The sequence below is a fragment of the Psychrobacter sp. P11F6 genome (genome assembly GCF_001435295.1).
Lineage (GTDB): Bacteria > Pseudomonadota > Gammaproteobacteria > Pseudomonadales > Moraxellaceae > Psychrobacter.
The window spans coordinates 2,063,436-2,077,521 of the sequence record NZ_CM003594.1 but is presented as its reverse complement, the minus strand read 5'-3'; the positions used below and the strand labels follow the sequence as shown (position 1 = coordinate 2,077,521).

The window sequence follows — 14,086 nt, the reverse complement described above, 5'->3', positions numbered from 1 at the left end:
TGAATAAAAACCCAGCTAACCTCGACGCCATGTATGGTATTTCTCAAGCCAGTTTAATACCGTTTCGGGCGCATGATTACGTTTCCATTCACCAGCAGCGTACTTATTAGCCTCTGCCCACGTTGGATACATATGGATAGTGCCGAGTATTTTGTTCAGCCCTAAACCGTGCTTCATCGCCAGTATAAATTCTGGCATTAAATCCCCAGCATGTTCAGCGACGATGGTCACGCCAAGTATTTTATCTTTGCCTTTAGGGGTAATGACTTTGATAAAGCCATCGTTGGCGCTTTCCGTCACCGCGCGATCTAAATCTTTAAAGTCGTAGCGGGTAATCTCAAAATCGATACCTTTTTCGATAGCCTCTTGCTCATTTAAGCCCACGCGTGCGACTTCTGGATCGATAAAGGTTGTCCACGGAATCACGCGGTAATCTACTTTAAACTTCTTTAAATGTCCAAATAAACCGTTTACGGCAGCGTACCATGCCTGATGGGAAGCCACATGAGTAAATTGATAAGGGCCGACGACATCACCTGCGGCGTAGATATTAGGGTAAAGGGTTTCTAAATAGTCATCGGTATCAATCGTACGCTCCGTTTCGATGCCCAAATCTTCAAGACCATATCCTTCTAAGCGGGCACTGCGTCCAACGGCACAAAGCAATTCGTCATATTCAATAGCGATTTCTTGCTTGTTTTGACGGTCTTGCTTAATGGTACTGTCGCCTTGCGCTTCAACGATAATGAACTTTTTACCATCGCGAGTTTCGCAGCGAATCGCTTGATGCGAGGTTAAGACATTTACGCCGCTCTCAACGAGGACTTTCTGCGCAAATTCTGAGACTTCCACGTCTTCTTTTTTCATAAGACGCGCGCCTCTTTCGATTTGAATCACATTAGAGCCTAAGCGTGCAAAAGCTTGTGCCAGCTCAGAGCCAATTGGTCCGCCGCCAAGTACCACCAGCTTTTTCGGCGCTTCTTCTAATTCGGTAAATTTATTCCATATGGTGTCGCTAGTCACATAGCCGGTTTCTTCTAAACCAGGTAAGTCTGGGATAAATGGGCGCGCACCAGTAGCGATAACGATGGAACGTGCGGTGAGTGTTTGCGTGCCGCCATCGTTTAACGCAATCTCTACTGTCCACGGGTCGATGAATTTGGCATAGCCTTTTAATACTTCGACACCCAAGTCTGTATAGCGCTCGACGCTGTCATTTGGCGCGATGTCAGCGATGACTTTATGGATGCGTGTCATAACGTTTTTGAATGAGAACTCTGGTGGTGTATTTTCCAAGCCATAACGCTCACCATTGCGCATTTGTTCTGCGACTTTTGCGCTTTTAATCAGGGCTTTACTGGGTACACAGCCATAGTTTAAACAGTCGCCACCCATTTCACCCGCTTCGATTAAGGTCACTTTTGCTCGGACGGTCGCCGCGATATAGCTAGTGACTAGCCCGCCAGCACCAGCGCCAATCACAATCATATTACGGTCGAATTTTTTAGGTTTGCTGTAGTTTTTATAGACGCGGCGTTTTTTTAGCATATTTAATATCCCTTTTGCTATTAATGGGAAAAAACCTAACAACGCAAATGAGACGATTAAATTAAACGATAAAATCCCCGACAAACTGTCAATTTGCGCCAGTTGTGTACCGGCATTAACGAATACAAAAGTGCCCGCGAGCATACCGATTTGGCTTACCCAATAGAATGTCCTCGCTTTAATCGCGGTGACACCCATCAATAGGTTAATTAAAAAGAAAGGAAATATCGGCACTAAGCGTAGGGTGAATAAGTAAAATCCGCCTTCTTTTTCAACGCCAGCGTCAATGGCTGTTAAGCGCTCAGGAAAGCGCTGTTTAATCGTATCACGCAGTAAATAACGTGAGGTTAAAAAGGCGAGTGTCGCACCAATACTGGAGGCAAATGAGGCGACCAATAACCCTTGCCATAAACCAAATAATGCGCCAGCTGCCAAGGTTAGGATAGCGGCACCCGGTAAGGATAATGCGGTGACGACGACATATAGCAAAAAGAATCCACCGATAATCAATAATGGTGATTGCGTTTTATAGTCGTTAAATTGCGCCATCGACCCTTTTAAGCCGTCAAGCGTCAATAATTGATTGAGGTCAAAGTAGAAAAAGCTTGCTGCTAATATTAATATTAACAGTATTAACAATATTCTTTTAATCATAAAATATCCGGCTAAGTAGTAGAGCGAAGGCTAAAGTCATCGTCATTCTTTTATGATTAAGAACCTTGACCATGTTAGTGGTAATGACAAGTTAGTGGTAACGATAATTGCGTTAAGTTTTTTGCATGGTTTGTGCATTTTTATACAATAAAACAGCTAACTTAGTAGTCTTCATAGTATAGGGCTTGAGTTTCGGAGGCTAGTATTTATATTTTTGCATGTTCAACCCAGCCCAATCTAACGATAAACATGACTGATGTTTAGGCTAAAGAAACTTTTTTGCCCAAGGTTAAGGTATCCCAATCTTTCATTAAGAAAAGCGCCAAACACGCAGCCAACATCGGCCATGCTGCAAAGAACAACAAGTTATCAAAAGGCTTGAGGTATAAGCCGAAGGTTGAGAACGTCGAAATCGCATGAAGTAGCAAGATGATGCCGTAAGTCCAAGTTTTGAATAATCCTGTGACAAACAATAGAATGAGGATGAATTGAGCCGCGCCAATGACATAGAATACGGTGTCGCCTATACTTTCAAAACCATAAAAACTAGAAAAGACGCCTGCGGCATGATCAGGATTAATCAGCTTATCTAAAGTCCAGACTAAAAAAACAATGAAAATACCCAGTCGAAGCAATAACAGTGAAAGAGGGAGATGTTTTGGCATAAGTTATTTCTTCTTAATAAGCGTTAAAAGTGAGTGCAAAAGAGCTTGGCAAGTCTAATCAATGACATATATGGCAGTGACTACTATTGTCAGGCAGTAAGCATGAATAAAGTGTTTATTTTGAGTGATTACTCAAAATTAGACAAAATACTAACGCTCAGTAGGTCAATAAACCGCATTGTAGTTGTTATTGAATGGTTGTTCAAGTTCGTATCCTCAAGCATGCTAACGTTCCAGAGCATCGTTACGTTTTTCAACCAAAGCAGCAATGCTTGGTTAAAGGTGGTCGCTTTTCGTACAATAAAAAGCCCTTCATGGACTGATACAGTCCATGAAAGGCTTTTGGCTGACATCATAAGTATGATGAAATTAAGCGGTTACCACATCAAATCATCTGGAATCACATAAGCGGCATAAGGATCATCTTCTGCCAGTACTTCTTCTGATGTATCGTTAGACACGACCATGAAGCCCTCCATTTTTGCATCGATACGATCTGCCAACGGACGGGGAAGTAGCGCATAGCCTTCTTCTAAGCGTGCAATCACCACATGACCGGCGACGATTTGGTCATATAGTTTTTGAGTGACAAAGATTTTTTTAACCTTAGAATTATCGACAAATTGATAATTAACATCGCCATTGGTATCGGCAATCTGATGCTGCTTAATCATCTGTACGATATTAGCCTTGAGCATCTTCTCTTCTAAAATACGTTGCTTTTCTTGATTGAGCTTTTGATCTTTCTCTAGTTTTTTCGCTTGGGCTTCTGCCAACGCTTTTTTCGCTTCCATGCTTTCTGAGTCACCAGTACGCTTGGCATGCTGAGTCTGCTTGCTGATTTTCTTGGCTTTTTTGCTATCCACCAATCCTGCTTTTAATAACTGAGCCTGTAGGGCATTTTTTGCCATAATTCCATCACCTAGATAAGGATACTTAAATCATAAATGCTAAAAAACCATTGTAGCAAAATTCGCTACGGCATGTTGTTAGACGATGACAAGACTTTTTTTAATTATGGTAGAAGTGGGCACACATCGCTGGCTGAAGCCGTTTAAATTCGTTATTATCAAGGCAGTGGATATGCTTTTTTTGCCATTATATTTTTTGGTAACTATGTTTTTCGGTGACCATATTTATAGTGGGTATAGAAAGCTGTATAGGGTTAAATCGTTAAATTTAAGGACGGAATATGACAACATCACAGCACATTTTAGCCTGTATAGACGGCTCGGCAGTGACTGAATCGGTTTGTGACTATGCAGCATGGTATGCCAGTAAGTTAAATTTACCTGTAGCGTTGTTGCATGTGAGTGAGGTTCCAGCCTCGACCAGACGCGATTTGTCAGGCGCAATAGGAGTCAATAGCCGCCAGTTTTTATTGGAGGAATTAACACAGTTAGATGAGCAAAGAGCGAAGGTGGTGAACAGTTATAGCAATGCTTTGGTACAAGACGCAAAAAGCCATATCCAAGGTAACTTTACTCAGGTCGATATTCGTATCTATCAACGTCGCGGTAAGCTGTTACCTGCCATTGAGCATTTCAAAGCAGAAAATCGTGCCATCGTCATGGGACGCCGAGGTGAAGATCACAAAAGCAGCCGTATTAATATCGGTAGCCAAATCGAAACCGTTGCCCGCGCATCTGACGTTCCTATATTAATTTGCTCAGAGACGTTCAAAGAACCCAGCTCATATATGATAGCTTTTGATGGTAGCAAAACGGCTATTAAAGCAGCATGGATGGTTGCGAGGAGTCCTGTATTAAAAGGGTTGCAAGGTCATATCGTCATGATAGGCAATCATAACGACGCGTCAAAACAAAGCTTAAGCGCCGCAGCGGCACAATTGGAGGACGCAGATTTTAGCGTCGCGGCACATCATTTATCTGCCTCCGATGCCGTCGACGGCTTGTTAAGGTTTCAGGTAGAAAACAACATTGATATGATGGTGGTGGGTGCTTATGGACATTCGAAATTGCAACAATTATTCCTTGGTAGTACCACGACAGAAATTATCGCCAGCACGCTATCTCCTGTGATTTTAGTACGTTGAAAACTCGGTAAGGTTTATAATAGCGAGGTGCAATCATTGCGCCTTTAGCTGTCGATAACGTTCAATAATCATATCTGACGTTTGCTAAAGGATCATCTCATCATACTATTTTTGGACATGGTTTATGCTTATTCATGCAGACTTTACTCGCCGCGCTGCCCTTACACCTGAGCAACACCAGTGGATTAAGTCACCACAAAATGGGGTAGAGCGCGTGATGCTTGACCGTGTGGGTGCAGAAAAAGCACGTGCCACTAGCCTTGTACGCTATGCGCCCAATTCTTATTTTCCGCATCATCTACATCCGGGTGGTGAAGAAATTTTAGTATTGTCAGGTACTTTTTCTGCAGATGACGAACATTACCCAGCAGGTTGGTATTTGCGCAATCCACCGACCTCAGGACACAAGCCTTATAGTGATGAAGGCGCAGTGATTTTCGTCAAGCTACGCCAAATGCCAACTGATGAACCTCATTATGTGGCTATCGATACTAAAGATAATGCTTATTGGCAACAGCAGGGCAGCCGTGATGTTTGTCCTCTATTCTCAGGTGACAATGAGAAAGTGAGTTTGCAGCGTATCAAGGCAGGCGAGTTACTGTTTAATAAGGCAGTCTGTGGCGGTGCAGAAATACTGGTCTTAGCAGGCGAGTTGATAGATGAGGGTCAAGTTTATCAGCGCAGCGGCTGGATACGTCTGCCAGCAGGTGAGCATGCGCAAATACAGGCAGGATCTGAAGGGACTACAGTGTATCTCAAGACAGGTCATTTAATGCAAGTGATAGGGTTGTAAGCATTTTTCTGAGCTGAGCATGCGGTGCGCGTGAATAATCCATAACCAAGTTGTTTGGTTGTAGATTATTCACGCTGGCTTTAGGCACTATATTATCTACGTACAATCAATGCCGCACTATCAAAGTCGCTTTCCACTAAAAATCCTATCTCCATGAGTATCAAGTGACAATGACCATTTCATATATTATTCAATATATAATATTCGACTATCATAAATTTTATTTATACCTATATAGCTTTGCTATTAAAAAAAATGTTGAATAGCCATGTCTAATGGGTATTTTCCAACAACCATTCCTTTCGTTTACTGGTCTTTTTATTAATAAAAAATCCTAGACAACAACATTTTCTCTACCGAGATAGTGCGATAAGTCGTCATGCTGAGTCATTGATTGGGATTTCTCATCTAAGTTTTTATGCCTTATCGCTTTATCGGCACTCACTTAGCGGTTTTTAAATATTTACGTCGAAAAAATTCAGCTACCACCTAAGTATTCCTGCATGAGAAACGATCTTAATTCCTCTATATCTCCGTGGTAAAAAATGCATCCTCACTTATCAGAAAACTCTGTTGAGACTTATTCATTCTTATATATTCATTTATTTGAATAAATTAATTTTAATGATAGAAAGCGAAGAATAAACAGTAGGTTATGCTAATTAATGATTTTCATAGGTTTAATGATTGATCGTACAAAGCTAACTCGAATAGTTTTTTTATATTCAAAAATAAGAATATTCATAAAATTTAAAAAAATTATATGATTGCAATAAAAATATAGCGAGCTATAATAAAGTTTGTGTTGTGGTAATAATAAAAAAGTAAGCGCTTTATAAAAAAGCGTATTAGATTTTTTTGTTTGGTTATGTAGAAATACTAAGGTGAAAATAAAGGGATAGATCTTTACTGAATTTTTCGTTTATTAGGATGAAATGCTATGGATAGCAGAAATTTACTATTACCAGTAACACTTTGTGCAGCAATTAGTTTATTAGGCTGTCAAACGGTAAAAAATGAGCGAATGTCATTTGATTCTGATTCTCATTATCAAGTTAAACAAGCTGTGTGGGACAAAAATGGCGAATTGTTTCGCGTACCCATCGACAGTAATTTGAAAGCCAGTGAGAGTAGGATTGTTGTTTTTCGTCATGCTGATGATAGTGAGAATCAAAATAATATCAATATAAGTATTGGGCGTGATGAGGTTTTTCATACCAGTCTACAGAATGGTTATTATTCAGAAAAAATTATTTGCCATGGCTCTCAGCTTATCAGTGCTTCTATCTTAGATAAAGAAAGCGGTAAGATTGTTTCTTATTCTGAGAGTTATCCGCTTATACCTCAAACAACGACGTATTTAAAAATAAGTCTATCAAAGGCAGGTAACCCTACTATTCAGCAAGTATCAGCTGATGAAGCCTTGTCATTATTAAATCAAAGTATGCGTCAAAACCATCAAATAAGCCGTGTTTTATCAAATTGTAATACGGCAAACCAAATGCTACCGCAAACCTCTCTCCAAAGTTCTTCGACGAACAATCAAATAAAAATTAAAAATCCTAAGCAATTCAATATATTGTTTGATTTTGATAGTGCAGATATGACAAGTAATAATCATGCTGTGCTAGATGGTATGGTGGATTTTATTCATTCTTATCCAAAATCGGACGTGACCTTAGAAGGTCACACCGATAGCAGAGGGTCTGAAAGTTATAATCTCAAGATTTCTCAGTCCCGTGCAAACCTCGTTAAAGATATTTTAATAGATAAATATGGTATTGAAGCTATGCGTTTAAGCGCTATAGGTTATGGCGAGTCTATGCCTATCGATACCAATGACACTGAGCAGGGACGGCAAAATAACCGCCGAGTTGTTGCTACTGTTAGCCAAGACAACCAACCAAATTAACTCATCATTCTAAATTGATACTTATTTCATTTAGAATTAATTAATCAAGGATGATTCTATGAGCACTATCACTGTCAAAGTAAACACGCAAAATGAAACGGTTGCTGAACACAAGGTCGTCACAAAGCAGGGCACACCTACTACAATAAAAGCCGCCGATAAAATTAATTATGAGCTCCTTGATGAAGCAACTGGTCGAGCTCCGAACCATATTGTTACTAAGCGAATAGATAAAGATCTTCATATTTCTTTTGAGAATGACAGTCTAGACCCTGATCTCATTATTGAAGGATTCTATGATGATATTGATAGCGCGCTCATTGGCGTCGCTGAAGATGGTAGTTATTATTACTATGTTCCTGATACAGGTGAAGTGGCAGATTATGTCACTGAGCTACAGATGGGTGATATACAAGGTCAGGCGCTAGGTGGGAATGCCCAAGCGACTCCTTGGTGGGTAGGTGCTACAGAAGCTGAGAGCTTTGATGCATTGCCATGGCTAGTTGGTCTTGCAGGAGTAGGGTTAATAGGCGCTGCTCTAGGTAGTAGTGATAATGATAACAATAATAATGACAATAGGCCTTCAATTGATATCACAGCTCCCGATGCGCCAACAGGTTTAGTAATCAGTGAAGATGGTAGTAAAGTAACGGGTAAGGGTGAGCCAGGTGCCAACGTTGAAATCACAGATCCAAATGGTACTATCATTGGGGAAGGTATAGTTAATGAAAATGGTGAATTTGAAGTTGACTTGGTTCCACCGCAAGTAGATGGAGAAGAAATAGAAGCAACCTTAACAGATAATGCAGGGAATACTTCTGATTCCACCAATATAGTAGCTCCTGATTTAACCGCGCCTGATGCGCCAACCGCTGAGATTAATCCTGAAGGTACGCTTATTAAAGGAACTACTGAGCCGGATGCCATTGTTAGTGTAGACACAAATGGTGATGGCGATCCTGACTATACAGTGACTGCCGACGAAAATGGTAACTATGAGGTGGATACCAGTGATATGCCACTAGTCGATGGTGAGACTATCACTGTGACGGCCACTGATATAGCGGGGAATAAGTCTGAGCCTACTGATATTTTGGCAGAAGACACCACCGCGCCTGATGCGCCAACCGACATTACCGTTGGCAATGGTGACGGCTTCCTCAGCGCCGCAGAAATTGATATTGATGGCAACGTAGACGTTGTCATAGGCCTTCCTGGTAATGCCGTTGCTGGTGACACCCTCATCGTCAATGGTGAAGAGCAAGTGATCACCGACGCCGACATCACCGCAAATCAGGTGACCGTAAAAGTCCCAGCACCAGCTGAAGGAGACACCCTTGATATCACTGCCAGCATTAAAGATGCTGCTGGTAACGAATCAGCAGCATTGACCGAAACCATCGGTGTGGTAGACACCACCGCGCCTGATAACACCAGCACCACAATCACCATCGACAGCCTAACCGATGACAACATCATCAACAGCCAAGAAGCCGCCGCTCAGGTCACGATTACAGGTCAAGTGGCAGGGGACTTCACCATAGGCGATGCCGTTACCGTAACCGTTAATGGCATCAAGAGCATCGGTAAAGTTGGTGCCAATGGCCTATTCAATGTTGAGGTTGCTGGTAGCGACCTTGCTGCTGATACCAACGTGCGCGTGAGCATTGAAGCCACGGACGCAGCAGGGAACACAGGGACAGTGACTCAGGACAAAGCCTATACCGTGGACACCACCGCGCCTGATGCGCCAATAGCATCCTTTATTGTTACTGATAACGTTGCCAATGATGGCAGTGGAGATATCTTAGATATTCCAGAAATCATCCAAGCAGGTGAGGTCACCAATGACAACACCCCAAGTATCACCATTCCTGCTGGCACCTTAGGCGTTGATGAAATTGCTCAACTAGTTGTTGATGGTAAAGTGGTTGAGGCAACCATCGTAGAAAATGCTGATGGTACCATCACCTTGACTCCAAATACTGCCTTAGCAGAAGGTACGCATGACATCAGCTACAACCTTAAAGACAGTGCTGGAAACGAAAGTGGCAATGGCCCAGTAGTGAATATCACCGTCGACACTACTGCACCTGGCGGTCAAGACGGCGCCACCCAAGTTGCCCCAGTCATAGCCATACCAGAAGCTGAGGAGGGCATCAACGCTGACGAGATTGCCGATGGCATTCAAACTCAAATTACCCTGCCGACAGGTACTCTAGCAGGTGATAGCATCACTCTAACCGTGACGCCAACGGGTGGAGGCGCTCCAATAGAAGTCACGCACACTGTCACAGCTACTGAAGCCACATCTGGCATCTCAGATGTCACCATACCTAGTGACCCTAACGGTATTATCGAAGATGGCGATTATAGTATTGTTGCCACGGTAACAGACAAAGCGGGTAACAGCAGCACGCCAAGTACCGCATTAGATATCATCATTGATACGGTTGCAGTATTAACTGTCGACAGACCTATTGCAGGCGATAACGTCGTTAATGCTGACGAAGCCATCGATGGCTTTAATGTGACGGGTACTGGTACGGCAGGCGATACGATTACCTTAACTTATGGGATAAATGGTGAGCTTGGTACAGCCGTTGTAGGAGCTAATGGCAAATGGTCTATTACTGTCACTGAGCAAAACATTGCCAACATGAATCAAGGGCTAGAAACCTTGACGATCACTGCTAACGATCCAGCAGGTAACGTTAGTTCTGAGACCGCTGATATTACTATTGTTCCAGCTACGGCCTTGACTATTACCTCTCCAATTGCTGGTGACAATATTGTCAATGCTGATGAAGCCGTTAATGGCTTTAATGTGACAGGTACTGGTGCGGTAGGCGATACCATCACTTTAACCAACCAAGCAGGCGATATTATTGGCACTGCGGTTGTGGGAGTCAATAACAAATGGAGCATTGCTATTGGCTCGGCACAAGTTGCTGCCATGGGAGAAGGCGCTGAGATTCTGACAGCGACATCTACAGTTGGCTCTGATGTTACTAAAGCGACGATTACTATCGATACCATTGCTCCTAATGATACTACTACTGAGATTATCATTGATGATGTGACTGGCGATAACGTTATCAATGCGATAGAGGCGGAAGGTAGTATCGCTGTTACTGGCACCGTTTCTGGTGATTATCGTGAAGGCGACGCTTTGACGATGACGGTTAATGGCGTGATCTATTCAGGTGTGGTAGACCTTGCTGGTAATTTTAGTATTGAAGTGCCAGGTGCGGCTCTGGTGGCCGATGCTGATAAGCGTATTGAAGTGAGTATTACAGCAACCGATAAAGCAGGTAATACAAGTATTGTAAATACCACCAAAGACTATGTAGTTAATACTACTGAAATCATCGCCGCCGCTGATAATTTTGTGGATTTACAATTAGTTGCTAATCCGCTAGAAATACCGAATGAGAAACCATCAGATTTGAATAAGACAGGCTTTACCGTGGTTGGTGCAAGTTTAGGGCCAGTACTAGGAGCAGGCGTTGTCGCTGATGTCATCAAAAACTCAGTGGTACTTGAGGTAGGTGAAAATCAAGTGCGCGAAGTGACTGTCAAAGGTAATGCTGGCGGTGTACAGGTTGTTGGCACTATGGACTTGAGCTTATATAAATTGAACGAGTCTACAAATGAATGGGAGCTACAGGAAGTAAAAGAAAACTGGGTGGTGTCCTATTTATTAGGTGGGGTGTCCAAAGATACTGATTTTAGCTTAGATGAAGGTCAATGGCTCTTTGTGATGTCTGGTGGTGAAGGTGTCTCGGCACTGACAGGTTATACTTTACAGTTTGAAAAAGATGTGGTTTTAGACTATTCCCAAGCAACTGAAGTCAGTGGCTCAGTTACAGGAAATATTTTAGATGATGAAGACTCAAGCTTTAGTTATGACGAATTGCCAAGTGGTACGACAGTTATTTCAATAACTTCTGTGAATGGTGTAGAAGAACTTGAAACAGGTAGTAACACCATTCAAGGACAATATGGAACACTGACAATATCGCCTGATGGTACTTATGATTATAAGGTTAATGACGACTTCCGTGGACCTTATGGCAGTGAGGAGAGTTTCACTTATACGATTGCATCACCAGACGGTAATACCGCGTCTGCAGATCTCACTATTCAGTTGAATATACTCCCTGCTGACAAACAAGTTAAGATAGATGAAAGCTTAGTGGTCGATATTGAACCCACCGTAACCTTAGATACAGCGGATTCTGACATTAAAGATGCTGTTGGTTTTGGGGTTCTTGACTTAAGTCTTGGATCGTCGTCAGTGTTGGATATTGAGCTATTAGGAGGCAAGCCGCCACTTGAGTTTACGGTCGGTGATAACCAAGTGCGTGAGCTCACCTTACATGGTAGCGGTGGTGGAGTAGATATTGCAAAAACTTACAGCATGGCCGTTTATAAGCTAGATGAAAGTACGGGGCAATATGTACAAGTGCACTTTGAGAAAAACTGGTTCAATGTTCCATTGCTTGGTGGAAGATCAGATCCATTGACTCTAAAGTTTGGCGAAGGTGACTATAAAGCCGTTTTATTAACCGCAGGCGGTGTCGGAGTACTCAGTGGCAATGGCTTATATGTAGATTACGATAAAATCTATGACTACAACTCACCATCTAGTTTTATGGGTCAGATAGCAGGGGATGCAACCCCAGATGCTAGTACCGTGATACTCAAAGTTGGCGAAACGTTGGTCACTTCAGGCTCGCCTATGACTTATCAAGGTAAGTACGGACAGCTCACCATCGATGCAAATGGCGAGTATACCTATAGCGTAAATAATAATGCTAGTGATCCTAATTGGCAGCCGCCGTATGGTGAGGTTGACTCATTCAGGTTAGTGACTAAAGACGCCAATGGTAAAGCTACGGTTGAAACTCTAAATATCAAGATCAGCACTCATACTGCGGTTGATGATTTTAATAAAGTGGCAGTACAAACGCAAAATACGGTAACCAATATCAGTATTAATGAACCAGACAAAATAGGTGATTATGGCAAATCTTATTCAAAAGAATTTGAGATCGCTGAACATGATGCCGCTGCCCCAATTGTTATAGAAGCTACCGCTAGTTCTCTTAATATTCTTGGTGGTTCTAATATAACTATTACCTATACATTATTAAATACCACAACTGGTGAGAGCTTTACTGGATCAGTGGAAGGGACAAAAGCCAGTGCATCATTGAGCGCTTCATTACCTGATTTGCCTACAGGTAATTATGAGCTGACGATTACTACTAACAAAGGCAACTTACAGAGTATATCTTTTGATACCACAGTCATCCATTCAGCAGATTATACAGCCGATGACGTGATTGCTGTTACTGGCTCATTGATTGCTGGTAGTGATAATGATCAAGGGCTGAGTAATATCACTGAAATCAAAGTTGGGAATAAGTCTGTCTTTATCAGTGATCCAAATCAAGGCGCAAAATCGATTGATATCGAAGGCTTGTATGGCACTTTGACTGTTTCTAAAGATGGTAGCTATAGCTATCTACCAAATGGTGAGAGCTTTGGGATTGAAAGTTTTACTTATCAAACCACTTCTGTGACAGGTGTCAAAGAAACTGCTTCATTAGAAATAAATGTTGGCAAAAACATAACAGCTTCTATTTATGATGATATCGCAGTTGGCTCTGCTGCCGATGATAGTTTCACTATGGGGGCAGGTGCTGACACCTTAATATTTAATAATTTAAATGGCACAGAAGGTGGTAATGGCAATAACGGTGTTGATATCTGGACCGATTTTAGCGAAGTGCAAGGTGATAAGATCGACCTTACTGGATTACTTGATGGTAACCAAACATCAGGTAATATCGGCGACTACCTTGCTTATGAAAATGGCGTTCTTATGGTAGATCGTAATGGTAATACCGAATATGAAGCGTTGTTGCAAGTGACAGCGACAGATCTCAACGAGTTATTAGGCAGTATTGATTGGCAAGTCGGAGTCACAGGCAGAGCAATTGGTGAGGACGGTATCGAGACTGCCAATAACAATGCTGACATATCATTCATGAGCTTGAATGAAGACACTGATGTTTTCAATTTGACGGGATCTGAGCAGACCATCAGTTTCTCAGATATCTTTGAAACCGAAATGATTGATATCAGTGGAACTGGTGCCAATACTTTAAATATTCGAGAGGAAGATATCGTCAACGCCAAAGTGTCAAATCCTATCTATGTTAAAGGTGATAGTGACGATACTGTTGACTTGCAAGGTAGCGATTGGGCAAATACAGGTCAAACAGTGACTGATAATGCAGGACAGACATATAACGTATGGCAGGTAGAAAACAACCTTTCTTCTCAAGTTTATATTGATACTGAAATTGCCAACGTCATCTAATTTAATTGCGATTTTAAAAGCGCTTCCAGTAGGGAAGCGTTTTTTACACTTGTCTTTTGCTACT

At 42.0% G+C, this 14,086-nt stretch carries 7 protein-coding genes; 4 read left to right on the top strand and 3 right to left on the bottom strand.

The features are described 5' to 3' along the window. Positions 1-15 precede the first annotated feature (15 nt). From AK822_RS08490 to AK822_RS08480, 3 genes are all read right to left on the bottom strand, one after another. Positions 16-2,202 carry an FAD-dependent oxidoreductase gene (locus AK822_RS08490; protein ID WP_060491304.1) on the bottom strand — a complete coding sequence of 729 codons (2,187 nt, stop codon included), beginning with the start codon at positions 2,200-2,202 and terminating at the stop codon, positions 16-18. A 260-nt stretch (positions 2,203-2,462) separates the two neighbouring features. Continuing rightward, on the bottom strand, positions 2,463-2,867 hold the full coding sequence (locus AK822_RS08485) for a hypothetical protein (protein WP_060491303.1): 405 nt from the start codon (positions 2,865-2,867) through the stop codon (positions 2,463-2,465). 377 nt (positions 2,868-3,244) lie between these two features. Beyond that, positions 3,245-3,778 (bottom strand): DUF2058 domain-containing protein, encoded by a 534-nt coding sequence (locus AK822_RS08480; RefSeq protein ID WP_060491302.1) that lies wholly within the window; start codon positions 3,776-3,778, stop codon positions 3,245-3,247. A 281-nt stretch (positions 3,779-4,059) separates the two neighbouring features. Here AK822_RS08480 and AK822_RS08475 point away from each other — a divergent pair, with 281 nt between their 5' ends. The 4 genes from AK822_RS08475 (at position 4,060) to AK822_RS08460 (ending at position 14,022) form a co-directional block, all read left to right on the top strand. Next, positions 4,060-4,923: a universal stress protein gene (locus AK822_RS08475; protein ID WP_060491301.1), complete on the top strand. Its 864-nt coding sequence runs from the start codon at positions 4,060-4,062 to the stop codon at positions 4,921-4,923. A 124-nt stretch (positions 4,924-5,047) separates the two neighbouring features. Continuing rightward, positions 5,048-5,716, top strand: coding sequence for a cupin domain-containing protein (locus AK822_RS08470; RefSeq protein ID WP_060491300.1), 669 nt, complete (start codon positions 5,048-5,050; stop codon positions 5,714-5,716). Positions 5,717-6,656: 940 nt separating this feature from the next. After that, positions 6,657-7,628: an OmpA family protein gene (locus tag AK822_RS08465; protein WP_087945608.1), complete on the top strand. Its 972-nt coding sequence runs from the start codon at positions 6,657-6,659 to the stop codon at positions 7,626-7,628. Between the two features lie 58 nt (positions 7,629-7,686). Continuing rightward, positions 7,687-14,022, top strand: a complete 6,336-nt coding sequence (locus AK822_RS08460) for a BapA/Bap/LapF family large adhesin (protein WP_060491299.1) — start codon at positions 7,687-7,689, stop codon at positions 14,020-14,022. The last annotated feature ends 64 nt before the right edge of the window (positions 14,023-14,086 follow it).